Origin of the sequence: Roseovarius sp. D0-M9, assembly GCF_037083805.1 — a bacterium.
In the GTDB taxonomy this organism is placed as follows: Bacteria; Pseudomonadota; Alphaproteobacteria; order Rhodobacterales; family Rhodobacteraceae; genus Roseovarius.
This window is the reverse complement of the sequence record NZ_JBAPKZ010000002.1, coordinates 224354-246139: the sequence shown is the minus strand read 5'-3', so window position 1 is coordinate 246139 and position 21786 is coordinate 224354. Positions and strand designations below refer to the sequence as shown.

The window sequence follows — 21786 nt, the reverse complement described above, 5'->3', positions numbered from 1 at the left end:
ACGTATTGAACATGCTGGGTATTGGAACGGTCGCCCGTAAGGTCTTTGGCACGCCGAACGACCGCAAGGTCAAGGCGACGCGCTCACTGATCGACAAGATCAACGCGCTCGAGCCCGAAATCGAAGCGTTGGATGATGCGGGCATCATCGCCAAGACCAATGATCTGCGCGGCCGCCTGCAAAAAGGCGAAACCCTCGATCAACTCTTGCCCGAGGCATTTGCGAACTGCCGCGAGGCGGCGCGCCGCGCGCTGGGACTGCGGGCATTTGATGTGCAGCTGATGGGCGGGATATTCCTGCACCAAGGTAACATTTCCGAGATGAAGACCGGCGAGGGCAAGACGCTGGTTGCCACGCTGCCTGCCTATCTGAATGCGCTGGGCGGCGAGGGCGTTCATATCGTCACTGTCAACGATTACCTCGCCAAGCGAGACGCCGAATGGATGGGTTCCGTCTTCTCCGCGCTCGGCATGACCACCGGTGTCGTCTATCCGAACCAGCCCGAAGATGAAAAGCAGCGCGCCTACGCCTGCGACGTGACTTACGCCACGAACAACGAGCTGGGCTTTGATTACCTGCGCGACAACATGAAGTCCGAGCTGAGCCAAATGAACCAGCGTGGTCACAACTATGCCATCGTGGACGAGGTCGACAGCATCCTGATCGACGAGGCGCGCACGCCACTGATCATCTCGGGCCCGGCGCAGGACCGCAGCGATCTCTATATCGCCATCGACAAGCTGATCCCCGAACTGCGCGAAGAGCATTACACGGTCGATGAGAAGACACGCGGCGTCACCTTCACGGACGAGGGCAGCGAATTTCTCGAAACGCTTCTGGTCGAGCGCGAGATCCTGCCCGAGGATCAATCGCTATATGACCCCGAAAGCACGACCATCGTTCACCATGTCAATCAGGGCCTGCGCGCGCACAAGCTGTTCCAGAAGGACAAGGATTACATCGTCCGTGACAAGGAAATCGTGCTGATCGACGAATTCACCGGGCGCATGATGTCCGGTCGTCGCCTCTCGGATGGTTTGCACCAGGCGATCGAGGCCAAGGAAGGTGCCAAGATCCAACCCGAGAACGTGACGCTGGCGCAGGTCACATTCCAGAACTACTTCCGCCTTTACAACAAACTGTCGGGCATGACCGGCACCGCGATGACCGAGGCGGCAGAATTTGCCGAAATCTATGGCCTTGGCGTGGTGGCCGTGCCCACCAACCAGCCCATCGCCCGCATCGACAAGGATGACGCGGTGTTTCGGACCACCGCCGAAAAATACAAGGCCGTCATCGAAGAGATCAAGGAAGCGAACGCCAAGGGGCAGCCGACGCTGGTGGGCACCACTTCGATCGAGAAATCCGAGATGCTCAGCCAGATGCTGACCGACGCGGGCGTCGAACATAACGTCCTCAACGCGCGCCAGCACGAGAAAGAGGCGCAGATCGTCGGCGACGCGGGCAAGCTGGGCGCGGTGACGATTGCAACCAACATGGCGGGCCGCGGCACCGACATCAAACTGGGCGGCAACATCGACCTCAAGATCATGGAGGCCATTCAGGCCGATCCCGAGGGCGATCCCGCCGAGATCCGCGCGCGGATCGAAGAAGGTCACAAATCCGAAGAGCAGGCAGTCAAGGATGCGGGTGGCCTCTTTGTCCTCGCGACCGAGCGTCACGAGAGCCGCCGCATCGACAACCAGCTGCGTGGCCGTTCGGGCCGTCAGGGTGATCCGGGGCAATCTTCGTTCTTCTTGTCACTGGACGACGACCTGATGCGAATTTTCGGCTCGGAGCGGTTGGAAAAGGTGCTGGCGGGCCTCGGCATGAAAGAGGACGAGGCGATCATCCACCCATGGGTGAACAAATCGCTCGAACGTGCGCAAGCCAAGGTCGAGGGGCGCAACTTCGACATCCGCAAGCAGCTGCTCAAGTTCGATGACGTGATGAACGAACAGCGCAAGGTGATCTTCAAGCAGCGCCTCGATATCATGCGGGCTGATGATCTGAGCGAGATCATCAAGGACATGCGCGGCGAGGTGATCGACGATCTGGTCGATCAATACATGCCGCCCAAGACCTATGCCGATCAATGGGACATGGAGGGCATGCACGACGCCATCATCGAGCAGCTGAACATGGACCTGCCCGTGCAGGCATGGGCGGACGAGGAAGGTGTCGACGACGAGGACATCAGCGAGCGCATAGAGAAGAACGCGAACGAAATGATGGCGAAAAAGGCCGTTGCCTTCGGGGCCACCAACATGCGCATGGTCGAAAAGCAGTTGCTGCTTCAGACCATCGACGCCAAGTGGCGCGAGCACCTTCTGACCCTTGAGCATCTGCGCAGCGTTGTCGGCTTTCGCGGGTATGCGCAGCGCGATCCGCTGAACGAATACAAGAACGAGGCATTTTCGCTATTTGAATCGATGCTGGACAGTCTGCGTCAGGATGTGACCCAGAAACTGAGCCAGGTGCAGCCCGTTTCGGAGGCAGATCAGCAGCAGATGCTGAAAAAGATGATGGAAGAGCGCGCCGCGCTCAAGGCTCAGACCGACGCTGCGAAACCTCAAGATGATGGAGACGAGAAGGCTGCACGCCCCGCCGAGGCCGCGATTGAAGGATTTGACGAGAATGATCCCACCACGTGGGGCAATCCGGGCCGCAATACGGCCTGCCCTTGCGGGTCGGGCGAGAAGTTCAAGCATTGCCACGGACGCCTTACCTGATCTGGCATAAAAGTCACCGGGCCGCCTTGGTGCGGCCCGAATGACTCCGCGTCCGCGCCATATGGGCGCCCTTTTCCATTGCTAGCGTATCAGCACGACCAGAAGTTTTTCAGGCGTGTGGAGGTAGGGTATGCAAAAGATGAGGATGATCGCACTGGGATGCGGAACGCTGGCATTGGCGCTGGGCGCCGGTCATTTCATGCAGTCCCGCAGCGCCGGCGCACCTGTGGCGCAGGATGCCGCCACCCCGGCGCCCACCTTGGGAAAGGCGCAAGGCGCGGTGCATAATGGCGCGCTGGAGCTGTCGTCGATTACCCTGACATCCGCCGTCCCCGTGCTGCCCGCAACGGCGCCCACTCCAAGCCCGCTAGCCGTGCCCCCCGCCCCGCGTGAGGCCGCGCTGAACGGTGAACCGGCGCAGACTTTGGTCGATGCCCTTCCCAGCGAAGAACCTGCGCCTAGCCTTGGCTGTGACTATGCGCTGAAGGCCAACGTGGCGCCGGGTGCGATGGTCTCCTTGTCGCTCGACGCCCCTTGCGCGCCGGGCGAGCGGTTTACCCTGCATCACAACGGCATGATGTTTACCGAAGTGACGGATGATGGCGGTCATGCCAGCATGCTGGTTCCTGCGCTGTCGCGGAAAGCTTCCTTTATTGCGGCCTTTGCCAATGGTGATAGCGCCGTTGCCTCTGCCGAAGTCGAGAGCCTGGAGTATTATCAACGCGTCGCAGTGCAATGGCAGGGCGCCAGCGGCATGCAGCTTCATGCGCTGGAATTTGGAGCGGGCTACGAGGACGCAGGGCACGTTTGGGCCGGTGCCGCCCGTGATGTCGCCGCTGCCGCAGATGGCAGTCGTGGCTTTCTGACCCGCTTGGGCGACGCCGCGAAGCCCGAGGCGCTGATGGCGGAGGTCTATACGTTTCCCAGCGAGCTGGCAGGCCGTGACGGTGATATCGACCTGAGCCTCGAGGCCGAGGTGACCGAGGCCAATTGCAACCGCGATATCGAGGCGCAAGCCTTGCAGGTGCAGGCGAATGGCGCGCTGAACGTGCAGAATGTGACGCTGATGATCCCGGATTGCGACGCGGTCGGTGATTTTCTGGTGTTGAAAAATTTGCTGAATGACATCACGATTGCGCGCAACTGACACGCCGGATCAAGGACGACCTGATGACACAGCTACGTGCGGCGATCTTCGCCGCACTTTTTCCTTGTCTGGCGGCCGTGCCGGCGATGGCGCAGGACGTAACGCTGACCTCGCGGGACGGCGACGTGACGATCACCGGGGACCTTTTGGGCTTTGATGGTGAGTTCTACCGCGTCGATTCCATCTATGGTGAGCTGACGGTAGATGGCTCGGGCGTCCTCTGCGAGGGGCCGGGGTGCCCCAACCTGAGCGCCTTCGTGGCCGAGGCGACGCTGTCGGGCGCGCCGACCATAGGCCGCGTCCTGATGCCGGCGCTGATCGAGGCGTTTGCCCTGCGTCAGGGGATGGACCTGTCGCGCGACAATACCTCGGACATCGCGTTCACCTATACCCTGTCGGACCCCGAGACTGACGAGGCGCGCGGGCGCTTTCACTTGCGCCTGACGAATACCGACGAGGGCTTTGCCGATTTGCTGGCAGGCGAGGCGGACATGGCGATGTCGCTGCGCGAAGTCACCCGCGATGAGGCTATTCGCGGCCGTGAGGTCGGGCTGGGGGATCTGCGCGATACGCGGCGCAGCCGCGTCCTGGCGCTCGATGCGCTCGTGCCGCTGGTGTCAGCAGGCAATCCCGTTACCACGATCACGACGCCCGAACTGGCAAAGGTGTTGTCGGGCGAGATCACCGATTGGGTCGGGCTGGGCGGCCCCGATGCGCCCATCGCGGTTCATCTGCATGACAGCACGACCGGCCTTGGCCAATCGACCGAGCGCCAGATGCTGCGCGGTGGGGCGCAAGGGTTTGTCGAGGATGCGATCCGCCATCTCGACGGCGAGGCCCTTGCCCACGGCGTCGCGCAAGATCCCTTTGCGCTGGGCGTCGGCAGCCGGTCGGAAAAGGGCCTGACATTCGAGTTGGCCCTGACTGGCGATTGCGGATTTGGCATGACGGCCACGCGCCGTGCGGTCAAGACCGAGGATTATCCGCTGACGGCGCCAATGTTCCTTTACCTGCCTGCCCGGCGCCTGCCCAAGCTGATGCGCGAATTTCTCGCCTTCACCCGTGAGCCTGCCGCCCAGCTGGTGATCCGGCGCGCTGGTTTTGTCGATCAGTTGCCAGAAGAGATCGCGATCGACGATCAGGGCGACAGATTTGCAAACGCGGTTCTGCGCGCAGGCGAGGAAATCGGCCTGAAGGATTTGCAGCGCATGGTGCGCGTGCTCAGCCCGTTGAAGCGCCTGACGACAACCTTCCGCTTTGAGCCGGGCTCGGCCCGGCTGGACGCACAATCGCGCGCAAACATCGAAAGCCTTGCCCGAGCGCTGGAAAGCGGGTTCTACGATGGGCGCCAACTGCTGTTCGTGGGATTTTCAGATGGGGAAGGCGTGGCAAGTGCAAACCGCGTGATTGCGCTGCGCCGTGCCGACGCCGTGCGCGATGCGGTCATTCGCGCCGCCGAGACGGCGGAACTGGATCGGCTGAAGCTGGACATCGATGCGTTCGGTGAGGCGATGCCGATGGCCTGCGATGACAGCGAGTGGGGTCGCCGCGCCAACCGCCGCGTGGAAGTCTGGATACGCTGACACCCGCCGAACCTGCATGCTGCGCCTCGCGGCCTATGGGAAATGGGTAATTTTACCAAGAGAAGCCCCATAGGGCGAGGTTGACTGAGAGCCGTTCAGCGCCTCTTGCGGGCGCGGTCGGCCTCGATCCGATCCATGGCCGCAGTCCATTCCCGGTCGCGCAGAGTGCGCCGAAAGGCGCGGCGCAACTGGCCGACCGCATCGCGATCGTACCACCTACCATGGGTGAGGATCAGGCGCCGAGGCTCCCACGCGATCATCCGTTCGAGCGCTTCGGCGAGTGGCGCCTTTGAATAGCGCATGCGCCTGTCGATGCGCATCTTGCCATCTGCATCGTCTATTCCCGCAAGCCAGATCAGGGGACGCGCCCAAGCGGGCAGCATGGCGGTTTCGACCGCCTCGATCAGATTGGCAACGATCAGCGTGCTCGACGCGCGGTGCAGGAAGGCCGCCTCGCCGTGGTCGCCGCTGCCTTGGGCGATGGTTAGGTCTATATCTCCTGCCCATGCAGCGGGCGCATCTTCGGTAAGCTCATGGGAGCGCGCGATGGGCGTGCCTGCCTTCGACGCACGTTGCGCTATGCCGGGCAGGGCGTGAACCAGCGCGGCCGGATAATCGCGCTGCCACTCCGGGACGTGGGCGCATGATGCCAGATCGGCGGCGATCAGATGGGCAACTGGGCCGAGTGCATCAAGTTCTGCCTTGAGCTCATCCGTAAGCGCTGTTGGTGCGTGGATCCACAAAGCGCCGCTTTGGAGCCGGATGACCGTGCATCGCGCCGGATAGGGCATCCCCAAGAGCCATCGCCCCTCGGCGTCGATGATCCAGATGTTATCCGCCACGGGCTTGAGCGTATTGAGCGGCTCATAGCCCGCGGCGTGCATGTGCCTGGCCAAGATCAGTCGGTAACGCGCACGGCGGTCATCACGTCAGGCTGGCCGACCACGGCACCATTGCCGCCTGTGCCGCGTTTGATCGCGTTCACCACGTCCATACCGTTCGTCACCTTGCCGACAACCGTATATTGGCCGTTGAGGTGGGGCCCGGCGTCGAACATGATGAAGAACTGGCTATTGGCGCTGTCGGGGCTCTGGCTGCGGGCCATGCCGATCACGCCCGCCTCGAAGGGCTCGCTTGAAAACTCGGCCTCGAGGTCTGGAAGATCGCTGGAGCCAGATCCGGCGGCGCGCATATTGCCACCTTCAAGCTTGCCGAATTCGACATCACCAGTTTGCGCCATGAAACCGTCGATCACGCGGTGAAAGACAACCCCGTCATAGGCGCCCTGTTCGGCCAATGTGGTGATCTGTTCGACATGGGCAGGCGCGACATCCTCGAAGAGGTCGATGGTGACGGTGCCGTTCGCCTCTCCTTCGATGTCGATTTCCAGACCGGTGGCCAGCGCGGGCGCGCCAGCGGCGATCAGCAGGGCCGCGAGAATATTACGCATCTGCGGCCACCTTGACGCTGATCATCCGGTCGGGGTTCGCGGGCGGCTCGCCCTTGGTGATGTTGTCGACCAGATCCATCCCCTGAATGACGCGGCCATAGACGGTGTATTGGCCGTTCAGGAAATGGTTATCCTTGAAATTGATGAAGAACTGGCTGTTCGCGCTGTCGGGATTGGCGCTGCGCGCCGCACCCAGTGTGCCGCGGTCATGCGGGATCTTGGAGAACTCGGCCTTGAGGTTGGGCAGATCGCTTGCACCGGTGCCGGCGGCGCGCGGGTTGTAATCCTTTTCCATGTTGGCGTTCTGCACGTCGCCCGTCTGCGCCATGAAGCCGTCGATCACCCGGTGGAACGCCACGTTGTCATAGGCGCCGCTACGTGCGAGCTCTTTCATCCGGGTCGCATGGCCGGGTGCCACGTCGGGCAGAAGCTCGATCGCGACGGTGCCGTCCTTGAGCTCGATCAGGATGGTGTTTTCGGGGTCTTTGATCTCGGCCATGGGTGGGCCTCCTGTTTTGCGATGCGTTGCACCGTTATCTAGGCGCTCATGCCCGCCTTGCCAAGCGGGCCGTCTGGCGAGCGGTCTGCCAAGCCGCCTTGACGCCTGCGCCGGGCCGCGCCAAGAGGGGCGCAACGTGGACGACACCGGGGCCAAGGAGAGCGAAATGAGCTGGAAAACCCTCGACGATATGGATCTGAACGGCAAGCGCGTGTTGGTGCGTGTCGACATCAACGTGCCCGTCGACGACGGGCGCGTCACCGATGCCACCCGGATCGAGCGTATCGTGCCGACGGTCGAGGATATTCTGGCCAAAGGGGGCCGCCCCGTGTTGATCGCGCATTTCGGCCGACCCAAGGGCAAGGTGGTGCTGGATTTGTCGCTGCGCATCGTGTTGCCCGCGCTTGAGGCGGCGCTGGGGCACAGCGTCCGCCTGATCGAAACGCTGGACGGCGCCGAGAATCTCACCGCCGAGGCTGCTGCCGCCGAGGTGCTGCTGCTCGAGAACATCCGCTTTTATCCGGGCGAAGAGGCGAACGATCCGGAGTTCGCCGCGCGCCTTGCCGCGCTGGGCGATATCTATTGTAACGATGCATTCTCCGCCGCGCATCGCGCACATGCCAGCACCGCTGGCATTGCGCATCTCCTGCCCTCCTGTGCCGGCCGCCAGATGCAGGCAGAGCTTGAGGCGTTGGAGGCGGCGCTGAGCCGTCCCAAGCGCCCCGTTGTGGCCGTTGTTGGCGGCGCCAAGGTTTCGACCAAGCTGGATCTGCTGAGCAACCTCGTGGAAAAGGTCGACAGCCTCGTGATCGGGGGCGGCATGGCCAACACGTTTCTTGCCGCGCAGGGCCTGCACGTGGGCAAATCGCTTTGCGAGCATGACATGGCCGCCACCGCGCGCGAGATCATGACCAAGGCCGCCGCAGAGGGGTGCGAGATCATCCTGCCTGCGGATATCGTCGTCGCACGCGAGTTCACCGAGAATGCCGAGAACGAGACACTGGCGGTGCATCTATGCCCCGATGATGCGATGATCCTCGATGCGGGTCCGCAAAGCGTAGCGCGGGTGGCGCAGGCACTGGACCAAGCCAGAACCCTGATCTGGAACGGCCCGCTCGGCGCGTTTGAAATCGCGCCCTTCGATGCCGCGACCAACGCCGCCGCCCGCCACGCGGCCGGGCGCACGCGCTCGGGCGATCTGATCTCTGTCGCGGGGGGCGGCGATACCATCGCTGCGCTGAACCGCGCGGGGGCTGCCGATGATTTCACCTACATTTCGACAGCCGGGGGCGCCTTCCTTGAGTGGATGGAAGGCAAGGATCTGCCGGGGGTTGCGGCGCTCAAGCCCTGACAGGCATCAAGGCGCGTTAGCGCGACCACAATTGCAAGCGTGCGCGTGCTGACCTAAAAGCGCATCGACCCAAGAATTTCAGAAGAGCGGAGCCGATACATGTCCAACGCAGCCAAAGCTGACAAGATTCGCGCCGGAAACGGCTTTGTTGCGGCACTGGACCAGTCCGGCGGATCGACCCCCAAGGCGCTGGCGCAATACGGCGTGCCCGAAACGGCGTATGACGGCGACGATCAGATGTTCGACATGATCCATGCGATGCGCGCGCGCATCGCCCAAGCGCCCGATTTCAACGGTGACAAGGTGATCGGCGCGATCCTCTTCGAGATGACGATGGACCGCAACATGGGTGGCAAGCCATCGGCGCAGTACCTTTGGCAAGAGCGCGGTATCGTTCCCTTTCTAAAGGTCGACAAGGGATTGGAAGATGCGGCGAACGGCGTGCGCCTGATGAAGCCGATCCCCGATCTGGACGCACTTTGCGAACGCGCTGTGGCCGCAGACGTTTTCGGCACCAAGATGCGCTCGGTCATCGACGCGGCATCGCCTGACGGTATCGAGGCGGTCGTTGCGCAACAGTTCGAGGTCGGCAAGCAGATCCTTGGTCACGGCCTCATCCCGATTATCGAATCCGAGGTGACGATCACGATCGAGGACAAGGCCGAAGCCGAGGCCCTGTTGCTGGAGACGCTCAAGCGGCATCTGGATGCGCTGCCCGGCGGCACCGAGGTGATGCTGAAGCTGACGCTGCCCGAGACCGCCAACCATTATCACGCGCTGACGCAGCACCCCGCGGTCATGCGCGTCGTTGCCTTGTCGGGCGGATACAGCCGCGATGAGGCAAACCGCCGCTTGGCACAAAACACGGGCGTCATCGCAAGCTTCAGCCGAGCCCTGACAGAGGGGCTGTCTGCGGATCAATCCGATGCAGAGTTCAACAAGACGATCGGCGAGACGATCGACCGCATTCACGCGGCCTCCATAGCAGGATAAGCGCGCCCTTTTCTTCTTGCTGAAAATATCCCCCGCGCGGAGCGCAAAATCTCTTTTGGGGATCCGTCTGTTCGCACGCCCGACGCTTCAGGCGTTCTCGCCCAGTCGCGCGAGGATGGCGGCCGTGTCCACGCCCGAGATCGCGCCGGTCGTGCGCCCCCGCTCGCCTGTCAGGCGGGTGGCGATATAGGCATCGGCGACCGCAGGCGGCGCTTGGCGGATCAGGATCGACGCGGTCAGCAGGGTGGCGAGGCTGTCGGCATACCAGCGTGCCTGCCCTTCATCCGATAGGCGCGGAAACCGTCCCATATGCGCGCGCAGTGCGGCATCATACCGGCGATACTCGCCACTCACCGCGCCCAGTGCGTCGCTCAGAACTTCGCCAGCCAACGGCACCTCGCGCAGCGTGCGGACGATTTCGAGGCACAGGACATTGCCGGGCCCCTCCCAAACGCCGCTCGATGACGCTTCTCGGTAGATCATCGGCACGCCGGACTCCTCGGCAAAGCTCATTCCGCCCATGCACTCCATCGCTTCGGTGACAAGCGGCGGGCAGAGCTTGGTGTTCAGGTATTTGGCCAATGCAGCGCCCAAACGGGAAAACGCGCGGCCATGCTCGCTGCCCTCATCGAAGGCGCGCGCCACGGTCAGGGAGAGAGCCAATGCGCCCTCCCAGTCCAGCGCCAGATCGGTCAGGACGCTTTGCATCAAGGGCTGGTCGATCAGCTGTGCCTCGCCGATGCTGCGGTGGCTGCACCAGTGATGCGCCGCGCCAAGGGCTGCGCGCATGAGGCCCGCAGGCGCCGCGCCCGCATCGAGGCGCGTGTGATGGATCATGTCCTGCACATGGCGAAGGCCCTCGCCCTCATCGCCCAGCGGATAGGCGATGGCATCGGCGAATTCGATCTCGGCCACGCCGCATGAGCGATTTCCGAGACCATCCTTGAGGCGCTGGATATGCACCGCGTTGCGCGTGCCCTCCAGCCACCGGGGGACGAGAAAGGCGGTCAATCCGCCGGGTGTCTGCGCCAGAGTGATCAGACCATCCGACATCGGCGCGGAGCAAAACCATTTGTGTCCGCGCAGCCGATAGGTCTCACCCTCGCGCACCGCCTGCGTAGTGGATCCGGTCAGGTCGGTGCCACCCTGTTTTTCAGTCAGCGCCATGCCCATGGTCGCCGCCGCCTTCTGCGCCAATGGTTTGATCGCAGGATCATAAAGACGTGCTGTCAGCTTTGGCACCCATTCATCGAAAAGCGCCGGTGCGGCGCGCAGGGCGGGAATGGCGGCATAAGTCATTGTCATGGGGCAGCAGATCCCCGGCTCGACCTGCGCGGTGACATAGACCATTGCCGCATGGGTTGAATGGCCGCCGTCGGCCCCTTCCCACGGCAGGGCGGCATAGCCGGCGCCAAGGCCCGCCTGCATCAGCTCGCGGTAAGCGGGGTGATACGCCACCTCGTCCAGCCGGCGCCCGCCCGCATCGAAGAGGCGCAATGTCGGGGCATTGTGATGCGCCTCCTGTCCGGTCTCGCGCAGTGCGGCCCGCCCCATCTTGCGGCCATAGAGTGCGATGTGGTCCCCATCGCCGCCGAACGCGTGGTCGCGCAGGGCCACGTCCCCCTCCCAGAGGTTCAGATCACCGCGCGCCGCAGGCTGGTTTGCCACAGCGTGTGTATCCGTCTCATGATGGGGGCCAGAAAGGAGGCCGGATGTATCATTGCGGGCATTGGACATGATGGCTCTCCTCTAACGGGTGCATTTAGGCGAGGCTGCCACAAGATTGCAACGCCAAGCGCGCAGCATCGCTGCGGGCGAGAAATATGATTCCAAAGCCGGCACCACTGTGGCAGTGTGCGCTAAAGCCCGCTTAGAGGCCCGAAGCCAAGACAAGAAATGAGGCAAGACCGGTGATCCATCGCAAGAAGCCCCCTGTGGGCGTTTTCGTCTATTTCGTGATCGCGTTCGCGCTGGGCACGTATTTCACCTTTGCCGCGGTGCAGGGGGATTACGGCCTCTTCAGCCGTGCGACGATCGAGGCCGAGGCGAGTGAGCTGCAAGCGCAGCTCGATACGTTGAATGCCGAAATCGCCGTGATGGAAAACCTCACGCTGCGCCTGTCCGATACCTACCTCGACTTGGATCTTCTGGACGAGCAGGCGCGCTCGGTCATCGGGCTGCTGCGCGGGGACGAAATCGTCATTCGTTGATCTGACTTGCCACTTGGGCTGGCACGCGCTTATCGTCACGGGTAAGACGCAACCGTTTGTGCCGGGTATAGTTTAGCGTTAAACTATATGCGACCCACGCGCCAACCAAGGGGATACCTGCTGATGGCTGTCCAGAAGAAAGCAAGCAAATCAAACGCCTCGGCGGAAGAGCTGAAGGCGTATTATCACGATATGCTTTTGATCCGTCGATTCGAGGAGAAGGCGGGTCAACTCTACGGCATGGGTCTTATCGGGGGTTTCTGTCACCTCTACATCGGCCAAGAGGCTGTCGTCGTCGGTCTGGAGGCCGCGGCCGAGGAAGGCGACAAGCGCATCACCACCTACCGCGACCACGGCCACATGCTGGCGTGCGGCATGGACCCCAACGGCGTCATGGCCGAGCTGACGGGCCGCGAGGGCGGATACAGTCGCGGCAAGGGCGGCTCGATGCACATGTTTTCCAAGGAAAAGCATTTCTACGGCGGGCACGGTATCGTTGGCGCGAATGTGCCCTTGGGTGCGGGCCTCGCCTTCTCGGACAAGTATCGTGAGAATGATCGCGTGACCTTTACCTATTTCGGCGATGGCGCCGCCAATCAGGGGCAGGTCTACGAGACGTTCAACATGGCCAAGCTGTGGGATCTGCCGGTCGTCTTTGTCATCGAGAACAATCAATATGCGATGGGCACGGCGCAAAAGCGCTCTACCTCCTCGCCGGAGCTGTTCAAGCGGGGCGAAGCCTTTGGCATCCCCGGCGAGGCGGTCGATGGCATGGACGTGCTGACTGTCAAGGAAGCCGGCGAGAAGGCTGTTGCGCATTGCCGCGCAGGCAAGGGGCCGTACATCCTGGAGATCATGACATATCGCTATCGTGGCCACTCGATGTCGGACCCGGCGAAATACCGGACCCGCGACGAGGTGAACAAGATGCGAGACGAGAAGGACTGCATCGAGCATGTCCGCGAATTGCTGCTGACCGGCAAGCACGCGACCGAGGAAGACCTGAAATCCATCGACAAGGAGATCAAGAAGGTCGTCAACGCCTCGGCCGAGTTCGCCAAGGACAGCCCCGAGCCGGACGAAGCCGAGCTGTGGACCGATGTCTACGCCGCCGAAGTCCCGCAGAAAGCCTGAGGAGCCACGCATATGCCAACAGAAATTCTCATGCCCGCCCTCAGCCCCACGATGGAAGAGGGCACACTGGCCAAGTGGCTGGTCAAGGAGGGCGACACCGTCGCCTCAGGCGATATCCTTGCCGAGATCGAGACGGACAAGGCCACGATGGAATTCGAGGCCGTCGACGAGGGCACGATCGGCAAGATCCTGATCGATGCCGGCACGGAAGGCGTCAAGGTGAACACCGCCATCGCCGTGCTTCTGGAGGAAGGCGAGAGCGCCGATGATATCGGTGATACCTCCGAGGCCGAGACGCCGAAGGAAGAGCCAAAAGAGTCCAAGGAGGCCCCCAAATCGGACGCGCCCAAGGCCGTTCCCGCGCAGGCCAAGGCGCCCGAGCCCGACCGCACACCTGATTGGCCCGACGGAACCGAGACCAAGAAGCAGACTGTCCGCGAGGCGCTGAACGAGGCGATGGCCGAGGAAATGCGCCGCGACAAGGAAGTCTTCATCATGGGCGAGGAGGTGGCCGAGTATCAGGGCGCCTACAAGATCACTCAGAACCTTCTGGACGAATTCGGTGCCAAGCGCGTGATTGACACACCGATCACGGAACATGGCTTTGCCGGGATCGGTGTGGGCGCGGCAATGGGCGGCTTGCGCCCGATTGTCGAGTTCATGACGTGGAACTTTGCCATGCAGGCGATTGACCAGATCATCAACTCGGCGGCCAAGACCCTCTATATGTCGGGCGGGCAGATGGGCTGTCCCATCGTATTCCGTGGCCCCAACGGCGCCGCCGCCCGCGTGGGCGCGCAGCACAGTCAGGATTACGCGGCATGGTATGCGCATATTCCGGGCCTCAAGGTGGTGCAGCCCTATTCGGCCTCCGATGCCAAGGGCCTGCTGAAAACCGCCATTCGTGACCCCAACCCGGTCGTCTTCCTCGAAAACGAAATCCTCTATGGCAAGTCCTTTGATGTGCCGGTGATCGAGGATTACACTGTTCCGTTCGGCAAGGCGCGCATCTGGCGCGAAGGCACCGATGTGACGATCGTCAGTTTTGGCATCGGGATGACCTATGCGATGGAGGCGGCCGAAAAGCTGGCCGAGGACGGTATTTCAGCCGAGGTCATCGACCTGCGCACGCTCCGCCCCATTGACTACGACAGCGTGATTGCCTCGGTGCAAAAGACCAACCGCTGCGTGACCGTCGAAGAAGGCTTCCCGGTGGCGTCCATCGGCAACCACCTGTCGGCGGTCATCATGGAACGCGCGTTCGACTATCTGGACGCGCCGATCATCAACTGCCTTGGCAAGGACGTGCCCATGCCCTACGCCGCTAACCTCGAAAAGCTTGCCCTGACCTCGACCAAGGAGGTCTTGGACGCGGTGCATAAAGTGACCTACCGGTAAGGAGAAAAAGCGATGCCGACAGAAATTCTGATGCCCGCGCTTTCTCCGACCATGGAGGAAGGCACATTGGCGAAATGGCTGGTCAAGGAGGGCGACACCGTCTCTTCCGGTGATCTGCTGGCCGAGATTGAGACCGACAAGGCCACGATGGAATTCGAGGCCGTGGATGAGGGCACGATCGGAAAGATCCTGATCGAGGCCGGCACCGAAGGCGTCAAGGTGAATACCGCCATCGCCGTGCTGCTGGAAGAGGGCGAGAGCGCCGACGACATCGAGGATGCGGGCAGCGCGCCCGCGCCTGCCAAGGAAGAAGAACCCGAGGAGGAGGCGAAGACGCCCAAACCCAAGTCTGAGGACAAAGAAAAGGCCAAGGACAACGACAAAGCGGCGGCAGAAGTCTCCGAAGCCCCCGCAGCGCCCAAGAACGCCGATGGCGAACGCATCTTTGCCTCGCCCCTCGCGCGCCGCATCGCGGCGGACAAGGGGCTGGATCTGAGCCAGATCGACGGCTCGGGCCCGCATGGCCGCATCGTCAAGGCCGACGTCGAGAACGCCAGCGCCAAGCCCGCCGAAACGTCAGGTGCGGATGCCCCAGCCGCGCCCGCACCAGCCAAGACGGGCCAATCCGCCGAGGCCGTCGCCAAGATCTACGAGGGCCGCGAATTCACCGAGGTCAAGCTGGACGGGATGCGCAAGACCATCGCCGCGCGCCTGACCGAGGCCAAGCAGACCGTGCCGCACTTCTACCTGCGCCGAGATATCAAGCTGGATGCGCTGCTGAAATTTCGGGGCGATCTGAACAAGCAGCTCGAAGGCCGCGGCGTCAAGCTGAGCGTGAACGACTTTATCATCAAGGCGTGTGCGCTGGCGCTGCAATCGGTGCCGGAGGCCAATGCTGTCTGGGCCGGTGACCGTGTGTTGCAGCTCAAGCCGTCGGATGTGGCCGTGGCCGTGGCGATCGAGGGAGGGCTCTTTACCCCCGTGCTGAAGGACGCCGACATGAAGTCGCTGTCGGCCTTGTCCTCCGAGATGAAGGATTTGGCAAGTCGCGCCCGCGATCGCAAGCTGTCGCCAGCCGAGTATCAGGGCGGCAGTTTTGCCATCTCGAACCTCGGCATGTTTGGCATCGACAATTTCGATGCTGTCATCAACCCGCCGCATGGCGCGATCCTTGCGGTTGGCGCCGGTGTCAAGAAGCCCGTTGTCGGTAAGGATGGCGAGCTGTCGGTGGCGACGGTCATGTCCGTGACGCTCAGCGTCGATCACCGGGTTATCGATGGGGCGATGGGTGCCGACCTTCTCAAGCATATCGTCGAGAACCTTGAAAACCCGATGGTCATGCTGGCCTGAGTCACTATTTGCTCAGTAAATCCGACACTGCCAATTTCGAAGGAGCGCACTGAAAAGTGCGCTCCTTTCGTTCGTTCAAGGAAGTGACGCTTTGGACAAAGCAGTAAGCTGAAAAAACAAAACACCGGGCAACCGCCCGGTGTTCTCTAATACAAAATGATGAGCGTCGGACGTGCGAGGCAAGTGCCTTCAGCGCACACCCAGCAATTGATCCATAAGCACCGAAGGCTGATCGCAGCCCGCCTCACCAACGATACGCGCAGGAACGCCGGCCACCGTCTTGCAGGCCGGCACCTCTTCCAGAACGACCGAACCCGCAGCGATCCGGCTGCAATGACCAACCTTGATATTGCCCAGCACCTTGGCCCCGGCGCCGATCAGGACACCATCGGCGATCTTAGGATGGCGGTCCTCTTCCTCTTTGCCGGTGCCGCCAAGCGTGACGGAATGCAGCATCGACACGTTGTCCCCGACCACGGCAGTCTCCCCGATGACGATGCTATGCGCATGGTCGATCATGATCCCCTTGCCGATCCGCGCTGCCGGATGAATGTCTACGCCAAACACTTCGGAGACGCGCATCTGAAAGAACCGCGCCATGTCCCGCCGGCCTTCACTCCACAGAAAATGAGCGATGCGATAGGCTTGGATTGCCTGAAACCCCTTGAAGAACAAGAGCGGCAGGATGTAGCGATCACAGGCCGGATCACGCTCAAACACGGCCACGATGTCGGCGCGCGCGGCAATCCCCGTATCGGGGTCTTGGCGATACGCCCAGTCGCAAATCTCGCGAAGGATCTGCTCGGGCATTTCATTGGATGCCAGCTTCATCGAGGTGCGATAGGCCAGCGACGATTCAAGCGTTTTGTGGTGAAGTATGCTGGAGTGCACCATTCCGCCCATCAAGGGTTCATCCCTGATCGCAGCCTCGGCTTCGTCCGTGATCTGGTGCCACACCGGATCGCAGTTTGTCAGTTGTGCGTGCGATTTGGCCATGGCCCAAGCTCCTTCTTTATGTCGCTATTATAGCACATAGGAACAAATGGCAAAATGCAAAGCCGTGATAGCAGTCATTCGGACGCGGACGTTCTTCGGTGGCCCGCGCCCGGAGAGCCTCGCTCAGACAGTTACTTCTTTGCGAGCAAAGACGCCCGGTCCAAACTTGGCAGAAATCTGCGCGACGCGTACTTCGAACGGCCCTGTCGCGCCATCCTGGGCCTTCTGCGCTGCGTCATACCGCCATGAAGGTGCCGCCACCACCTCTTCTCTCAGCACGGTATCATCGACCACGATTCGCAGAAGATACGATTCGCTTTCTTCGCCCAGTGGCACCTCGGGGACATCCCATCGATCCCCGTCTATGCGTGTACGGCGGATCCAGCTGACTTCTGTTGCGCCCTGCCCATCAGCCACCGCGCGCAGGTGCACCGGGCTGTAGGGCCGCAGGCCGATTCCGTCAAATGCCAGAACCGCGCGCTGATAGGATGGATCGTCCACAGCCCGTCCTGCGGGCCCGATGCGATAGTTCTGCGCCCGGCGTCTCAGGGCGTCTGGCAAGGAGATTTGGCTTGGTGTTCCGTCCATCATGACCAGATAGCTGCCTTTTGGCCAAACCGCCTCTGCAATGTGGTCGGTGCCCAACTGGCCGCGCAGGCGGTGACTGAGAAAATACGTATCTTTCCCGATCAGGGTCGCATCGCGGAATTGCATCAACTCCCAACCGTCCGTCGTGCCGTCACCAACAGCGCACAGGTTCGCCCCGTCAAGCAGGCCCATGTCATCGACGCTTTCAAGTCGGCCTGACAGCATCCGCACTGTCAGACCCTGGCCCCGGTCGATCAGGCCCGGGCGGCCCGGTGTGAGGGCATCCTCCAAAACTCCAACAGTGGATCTCGCCTCGATCAGTTGATTCAGGCGATAGTTTGTATCGGTGCTCGATGAGTAAAGCGCGGCAGGCCCCGGCCACGGCCGGGACGTCACGGCCAGAACCGCCGATACCCCCACTCGTCAGGGCCTGTGTAGAAGAACGGCGGGGACACATCGGGTTGCGCCAATTTGAGAAGGTCGAAGTAATCATTCTCGGTCGATTGCCTGGGCACCTCAGGGCCCGCAGGGGTCGACGGGGTCAGACTGAAGTCCGACGCCATCGCCGTACCGAAGAAGGCCGCAACTTCGGTGTCAGCCGCAGAAGTCTTCTCCGGGCTGCCCGATATGCCCGGTGCCTTGGACAGTGTCACACGTCCGCGCCACGGCAGGGGCGGCTGGCCGACCTCGTCACTGTATGGGTCCGGCAGTGTGTTGCCGGCAACTTGGTCCATCAGGATGAAAGGATAGAACATGACGTCTTGGCCCGCCTCTTTCAAAGCGGCAATGGCCTCCAGCACTGACTGGTCCGTGGGCGTCCCGCCATAGATGGGTGTGCCGTCGCTCGTTTGTGGCACCAGTTGCGCGGTTGCCCGCGTCAGGCCAGCAACGGTCCAAGGCATATTGCGGGCATCATGCAGCTTCTGCTCGACTTTGGGCCGCAGGCTGCACATGCCGCAGCGCAGATCGTCTCCGAACCAGCTGACCACCAGTGAGGTGCTGCCGCACTTCGGCAACTCGCCGTTCAACGCATCCAGAGAGGTCGCCAGATCCGATTTTCCTGAAGGTGTATTAATGTTCGCCAAGGCCGAGGCGCCCGCCCCGTAATTCATTGTAACCGGCGTGGTTGCCAGCGTGTATTCTCCGCTCCCCGGAAGCAGTGCGACCGCCCGCACGCCGCGCGCAGGGTCCAGTTCGGCGCCTTCCTCGCTGGCTTGCGAAGGGCGCGTCACCTCAAAGGTAAACTGGGGCACGCGATTGCCAAACTGGCTCAGCTCCAGATCCTCGATCACCACATATGCTGTGCCGCGATAGGCAGGGACAGTTCCCGTACCTTCGACGGCCTCGATCTTGGGGTCGGGCAGTTGATCACGCGTGCCGGCATAGATTCGCATGGTGATGGAATCGCGTGCGATTTCGCTACCGTCTCGCTAGTGTAACCCAGCGTATTGATGTCGAACGTGCAGGCGCCGTCACCCAGAACGGCTGAGCACGGTTTTTGATAGACCCGCCCCAGCGGCCGATTCAGCGCCTCTGTCAGACCGCGCAACTCGGCCTCAAACGCGCCTCCCGACCGGCGCAACTCACCGATCGTGCCGCGAAACTGCATATGGCGCTGGCTCACGTCCTGCCAGTTGACCAGCCACGCCTTGATCTCGGCGCCATCGTAGCGGCCAGCCTCAATGTCCTCCTCGCGTATCGACGCATCGCTCAGCGCGCCCAGCGCCTCGGTATTGTCGACCGACAGACCGGTCGTCTGCTGAATGGCCAGTGCGCTCAGCCCAGTATCGGCACGAAAGGTAAGTCCGTCGAATTCGAGCGGCCCGTCATGGTCGGTAAAGCCAAGCACCGTGCCATCCTTGCGCGTCAGCGCCCAGGCCCGGCACGTGCTGGTGACCCCGCTGCGCAGGTGGGCATCGAGGCCCGCGTTCATCCCACTCATACCCGTATCTCCACCACGGGCACGTTCGGTGCGTCCCCGGCCTGGAAACTGGCGACGCTGACCATGATCCGGTCCGTGTCAAACCGGACAGGCACATCGAATTCGAATCCCGCCGTCACCGCATCGCCCGCGTTCGGCGGATGCAGAAACGTCACGATGCCGGTCGTGTAGTCGACGGTGTAATGCACGCTTTCCTGCTGCTCGTCCCTTCCCAGATGCGTATCCTTCTCCAGCCGGTAATGCGCCGGATCGGCGATCACCTCACTGCCCGACGTGTGCCGCAACACGACCTCTTCGATTGCCTTTACCGGCGCCACGGGCAATGCTTGGCCATACCCCGTGCGCCATGCGATCAACTCCCACGAAAACACGCGCTCGATCAGCACCTTTCCGGTGCGCGCCTCAATCGAGGCGATGGCCGCCCTTAGGAAGCTCTGCAGCACCGCATCCTGCACATCATCATCGGCAAAGCCGGTGCCCAGCCGCAGATGCGCCTTGAACTGGTCCACCGGCAAGGCGGCCTCGGGCACGGCAGTTTCTTCAATCAACATCATGGAATAACTCCGATAGTGCCGGATCCCTCCGGTGGTTCAGGCGCGCGCCGCCCGCGTTGCTCGGACGGAGGGGAGCAGCTGGACAACGCTTCAAGTAGTGGGCAGCGCACGCCCCGGACGGGGGCAAATCCCCCCGCCCGATCCGCGCCTCCTTTACGAGGTCGCGAATTTCAGCAGCTTGATCGCCGCATAGTCGCTGACATCGCCGCCGACGCGCTTGGTCGCGTAGAACAGGACGTGCGGTTTTGCGCTGAAGGGGTCTCGCAGAACACGCAGGTCCGGGCGCTCGGCCACGGTGTAGCCCGCACCGAAATCACCGAATGCGACCGACATCGAACCTGAGGCCATGTCGGGCATGTCCTCTGCGATCAGCACGCGGTAGCCCAGAAGGCGCGCAGGCTCCCCTGCCGAAAGACCATCAGACCAAAGGAAGCGGCCATCGGCGTCCTTCATCTTGCGCAGCGTGCCAGCCGTCTTGGCTCACATCAAAACGGTGCTTGCGCCCGGCGACGGTATATTCATAGGCCACCGGCCAGCCATCATTGCCCGGCACCACACTCATCCGGTCCGAACGCAGCACGTGCAGCTCAACGGGCGCGCCGTCCGCATCGCCCACCGCTTCGACATACGCGTTGCCCGTCAGCAGCAACTGACCGTAAAGCGCCTCCAGCAGTTCGGCGCGCCCCTGCGCCGGGTTGGGTCGCCGCATCAGCGTCAGCATCGGATGCACGGCAAAGCGCTGCTCGGCATCCTGAAGCACCAAGGGCAGCGACGCAGCCGCTTCCGCGATCATCTTCACACAGCGAAAGCCCACCGGATTCGCGGCAAAGCCCTGACGCGTCAGCGTTCCGCTATCGCGCGCGCTCCAGGCGACGCGATTGGAGCCATGCCAGGCCATGACACGGCCCGCCGCGCTCGCCTTGGCTTCGGGTGCGCTGGGCTGATCTGGCGCCGCGCCTTGCCGAAAGAAGTCCATGATCATCTGCCGCTTCTCCTTGATCTGCCATCAGGGGCCAAAGGCGTGTTGGCCTTTCATCCGCTGTTGAAGGCATCATTGTCTTAAAGGTTTAAGAAAACTGAACGTGACCGTGCGCTCCGCTTTCGTTCTCTCGTGCGTGCCTGCACATACTGGCGCGGCGCGGGTACTGTCGTTACGCTTGACCAAAAGCGGGGCCAGACATGCGATCCGAATCCCTTCAGAACTTCTTGGGCGCTGCCCGGTCCGCGTTTTCTTCGCGGGTCCGTGATCCGAATGGCGCAGCGTCCATCCAGCGCATTTTTGACGCGCTCGACACGCCCGGCGCACCGGCGACCTCACCGGGTGCCCGCCTGCCGGTCTGCACATATCTGGCGCAGGCAACCGACCCGACGCGCTTCGCCGATCCAGACCTGAAGGTGCTGATAAAGTCATTCAATGCGCTCGAGCCGTCACTCACTTGGCGACCGCGCAGCGGTGATCACACCAATGCCAGTGCCGACTTTGCCGATAGCCACGCGAATACCATGATCGCCGGGCCCGGCGGGGCCGAGCGGCGCAGTGACGTGTGGATCGGCGCCTCGCTCGTCGCGCCGAATGTCCGCTATCCCGACCACGACCATGCGCCGGAAGAGACCTATCTTGTCCTCAGCCCCGGTGATTTCATGCAAGGGCCGGATAACTNCGACCACGACCATGCGCCGGAAGAGACCTATCTTGTCCTCAGCCCCGGTGATTTCATGCAAGGGCCGGATAACTGGCACACACCGGGCGTCGGCGGCACGCTTTATAATCCGCCCGGCATTCTGCACGCCATGCGGTCCGGTGCGGCGCCGCTCTTTGCCTTTTGGGCGTTATGGGCGGCGCCGCACGTTCGTTGATG

Annotated in this window: 17 protein-coding genes and 4 pseudogenes; 10 read left to right on the top strand and 11 right to left on the bottom strand. The window is 62.4% G+C overall.

What is annotated here, in order from left to right:
• Positions 1 to 11 precede the first annotated feature (11 nt).
• From secA to V8352_RS02845, 3 genes are all read left to right on the top strand, one after another.
• A complete protein-coding gene (secA, locus tag V8352_RS02855; protein ID WP_336422737.1) occupies positions 12 to 2732 on the top strand; it encodes a preprotein translocase subunit SecA in 2721 nt (906 codons plus the stop codon).
• A gap of 130 nt (positions 2733 to 2862) precedes the next feature.
• Positions 2863 to 3879: a hypothetical protein gene (locus tag V8352_RS02850; protein WP_336422736.1), complete on the top strand. Its 1017-nt coding sequence runs from the start codon at positions 2863 to 2865 to the stop codon at positions 3877 to 3879.
• 23 nt (positions 3880 to 3902) lie between these two features.
• Complete coding sequence (locus V8352_RS02845) at positions 3903 to 5462, top strand: phosphate ABC transporter substrate-binding/OmpA family protein (protein WP_336422735.1); 1560 nt, start codon at positions 3903 to 3905, stop codon at positions 5460 to 5462.
• Between the two features lie 95 nt (positions 5463 to 5557).
• Here the strand turns inward: V8352_RS02845 and V8352_RS02840 are convergent, their stop codons facing one another.
• From V8352_RS02840 to V8352_RS02830, 3 genes are read right to left on the bottom strand one after another with little or no spacing between them, the layout of a single operon-like run.
• A complete protein-coding gene (locus V8352_RS02840) occupies positions 5558 to 6346 on the bottom strand; it encodes a DUF4336 domain-containing protein (RefSeq protein ID WP_336422734.1) in 789 nt (262 codons plus the stop codon).
• 14 nt (positions 6347 to 6360) lie between these two features.
• A complete protein-coding gene (locus tag V8352_RS02835) occupies positions 6361 to 6912 on the bottom strand; it encodes a peptidylprolyl isomerase (protein ID WP_336422733.1) in 552 nt (183 codons plus the stop codon).
• Positions 6905 to 7411 carry a peptidylprolyl isomerase gene (locus V8352_RS02830; protein ID WP_336422732.1) on the bottom strand — a complete coding sequence of 169 codons (507 nt, stop codon included), beginning with the start codon at positions 7409 to 7411 and terminating at the stop codon, positions 6905 to 6907. Before V8352_RS02830 ends, V8352_RS02835 begins: the two co-directional genes overlap by 8 nt.
• Before the next feature lie 166 nt (positions 7412 to 7577).
• On the opposite strand from V8352_RS02830, the gene V8352_RS02825 reads away from it, so the two are divergent.
• Both V8352_RS02825 and V8352_RS02820 read left to right on the top strand, forming a co-directional pair.
• Positions 7578 to 8762 carry a phosphoglycerate kinase gene (locus V8352_RS02825; RefSeq protein ID WP_336422731.1) on the top strand — a complete coding sequence of 395 codons (1185 nt, stop codon included), beginning with the start codon at positions 7578 to 7580 and terminating at the stop codon, positions 8760 to 8762.
• Positions 8763 to 8861: 99 nt separating this feature from the next.
• The gene (locus V8352_RS02820) at positions 8862 to 9755 is read left to right on the top strand and encodes a fructose bisphosphate aldolase (protein WP_336422730.1); all 894 of its coding nucleotides are present in this window, start codon (positions 8862 to 8864) and stop codon (positions 9753 to 9755) included.
• 87 nt (positions 9756 to 9842) lie between these two features.
• Here V8352_RS02820 and V8352_RS02815 read toward each other — a convergent pair whose 3' ends face one another.
• A complete protein-coding gene (locus tag V8352_RS02815; protein ID WP_336422729.1) occupies positions 9843 to 11492 on the bottom strand; it encodes an acyl-CoA dehydrogenase family protein in 1650 nt (549 codons plus the stop codon).
• A 173-nt stretch (positions 11493 to 11665) separates the two neighbouring features.
• Here V8352_RS02815 and V8352_RS02810 point away from each other — a divergent pair, with 173 nt between their 5' ends.
• The 4 genes from V8352_RS02810 to V8352_RS02795 all read left to right on the top strand — a co-directional run bounded on the left by V8352_RS02810 (position 11666) and on the right by V8352_RS02795 (position 15847).
• On the top strand, positions 11666 to 11965 hold the full coding sequence (locus tag V8352_RS02810) for an FtsB family cell division protein (RefSeq protein ID WP_336422728.1): 300 nt from the start codon (positions 11666 to 11668) through the stop codon (positions 11963 to 11965).
• A 123-nt stretch (positions 11966 to 12088) separates the two neighbouring features.
• On the top strand, positions 12089 to 13099 hold the full coding sequence (gene pdhA / locus V8352_RS02805) for a pyruvate dehydrogenase (acetyl-transferring) E1 component subunit alpha (RefSeq protein ID WP_336422727.1): 1011 nt from the start codon (positions 12089 to 12091) through the stop codon (positions 13097 to 13099).
• A gap of 12 nt (positions 13100 to 13111) precedes the next feature.
• Complete coding sequence (locus V8352_RS02800) at positions 13112 to 14497, top strand: pyruvate dehydrogenase complex E1 component subunit beta (protein WP_336422726.1); 1386 nt, start codon at positions 13112 to 13114, stop codon at positions 14495 to 14497.
• A 12-nt stretch (positions 14498 to 14509) separates the two neighbouring features.
• Positions 14510 to 15847: a pyruvate dehydrogenase complex dihydrolipoamide acetyltransferase gene (locus V8352_RS02795; RefSeq protein ID WP_336422725.1), complete on the top strand. Its 1338-nt coding sequence runs from the start codon at positions 14510 to 14512 to the stop codon at positions 15845 to 15847.
• Between the two features lie 189 nt (positions 15848 to 16036).
• On the opposite strand, the gene cysE is transcribed toward V8352_RS02795, so the two are convergent.
• The 7 genes and pseudogenes from cysE to V8352_RS21945 all read right to left on the bottom strand — a co-directional run.
• Positions 16037 to 16843: a serine O-acetyltransferase gene (gene cysE, locus V8352_RS02790; RefSeq protein ID WP_336422724.1), complete on the bottom strand. Its 807-nt coding sequence runs from the start codon at positions 16841 to 16843 to the stop codon at positions 16037 to 16039.
• A 123-nt stretch (positions 16844 to 16966) separates the two neighbouring features.
• Positions 16967 to 17827, bottom strand: coding sequence for a GTA baseplate fiber-binding domain-containing protein (locus tag V8352_RS02785; protein ID WP_442970939.1), 861 nt, complete (start codon positions 17825 to 17827; stop codon positions 16967 to 16969).
• Between the two features lie 139 nt (positions 17828 to 17966).
• A pseudogene (locus tag V8352_RS02780) lies at positions 17967 to 18858 on the bottom strand (baseplate multidomain protein megatron); the annotation flags it as partial.
• Positions 18858 to 19373, bottom strand: a pseudogene (locus tag V8352_RS02775) (DUF2163 domain-containing protein); the annotation flags it as partial. The pseudogenes V8352_RS02775 and V8352_RS02780, both read right to left, overlap by 1 nt.
• Positions 19370 to 19927, bottom strand: a complete 558-nt coding sequence (locus tag V8352_RS02770; protein WP_336422721.1) for a head-tail connector protein — start codon at positions 19925 to 19927, stop codon at positions 19370 to 19372. The pseudogene V8352_RS02775 and the gene V8352_RS02770, both read right to left, overlap by 4 nt.
• Positions 19928 to 20080: 153 nt before the next feature.
• Positions 20081 to 20407 (bottom strand): annotated as a pseudogene (locus V8352_RS02765) (phage major capsid protein); the annotation flags it as partial.
• Positions 20406 to 20909, bottom strand: a pseudogene (locus V8352_RS21945) (phage portal protein); the annotation flags it as partial. The pseudogenes V8352_RS21945 and V8352_RS02765, both read right to left, overlap by 2 nt.
• 197 nt (positions 20910 to 21106) lie before the next feature.
• Between V8352_RS21945 and V8352_RS02755 the strand changes: the two are divergent.
• On the top strand, positions 21107 to 21784 hold the full coding sequence (locus V8352_RS02755; RefSeq protein WP_336422720.1) for a dimethylsulfonioproprionate lyase family protein: 678 nt from the start codon (positions 21107 to 21109) through the stop codon (positions 21782 to 21784).
• Positions 21785 to 21786: the final 2 nt, after the last annotated feature.

What these genes read in the sequence shown, in the direction of transcription:
- V8352_RS02815 (WP_336422729.1), bottom strand. Translation starts at nt 11,492, where the DNA reads ATGTCCAATGCCCGCAATGATACATCCGGCCTCCTTTCTGGCCCCCAT.
- secA (WP_336422737.1), top strand. Translation starts at nt 12, where the DNA reads ATGCTGGGTATTGGAACGGTCGCCCGTAAGGTCTTTGGCACGCCGAAC.
- V8352_RS02845 (WP_336422735.1), top strand. Translation starts at nt 3,903, where the DNA reads ATGACACAGCTACGTGCGGCGATCTTCGCCGCACTTTTTCCTTGTCTG.
- V8352_RS02770 (WP_336422721.1), bottom strand. Translation starts at nt 19,927, where the DNA reads ATGATGTTGATTGAAGAAACTGCCGTGCCCGAGGCCGCCTTGCCGGTG.
- pdhA (WP_336422727.1), top strand. Translation starts at nt 12,089, where the DNA reads ATGGCTGTCCAGAAGAAAGCAAGCAAATCAAACGCCTCGGCGGAAGAG.
- V8352_RS02800 (WP_336422726.1), top strand. Translation starts at nt 13,112, where the DNA reads ATGCCAACAGAAATTCTCATGCCCGCCCTCAGCCCCACGATGGAAGAG.
- cysE (WP_336422724.1), bottom strand. Translation starts at nt 16,843, where the DNA reads ATGGCCAAATCGCACGCACAACTGACAAACTGCGATCCGGTGTGGCAC.
- V8352_RS02850 (WP_336422736.1), top strand. Translation starts at nt 2,863, where the DNA reads ATGCAAAAGATGAGGATGATCGCACTGGGATGCGGAACGCTGGCATTG.
- V8352_RS02830 (WP_336422732.1), bottom strand. Translation starts at nt 7,411, where the DNA reads ATGGCCGAGATCAAAGACCCCGAAAACACCATCCTGATCGAGCTCAAG.
- V8352_RS02820 (WP_336422730.1), top strand. Translation starts at nt 8,862, where the DNA reads ATGTCCAACGCAGCCAAAGCTGACAAGATTCGCGCCGGAAACGGCTTT.
- V8352_RS02825 (WP_336422731.1), top strand. Translation starts at nt 7,578, where the DNA reads ATGAGCTGGAAAACCCTCGACGATATGGATCTGAACGGCAAGCGCGTG.
- V8352_RS02835 (WP_336422733.1), bottom strand. Translation starts at nt 6,912, where the DNA reads ATGCGTAATATTCTCGCGGCCCTGCTGATCGCCGCTGGCGCGCCCGCG.
- V8352_RS02840 (WP_336422734.1), bottom strand. Translation starts at nt 6,346, where the DNA reads ATGCACGCCGCGGGCTATGAGCCGCTCAATACGCTCAAGCCCGTGGCG.
- V8352_RS02795 (WP_336422725.1), top strand. Translation starts at nt 14,510, where the DNA reads ATGCCGACAGAAATTCTGATGCCCGCGCTTTCTCCGACCATGGAGGAA.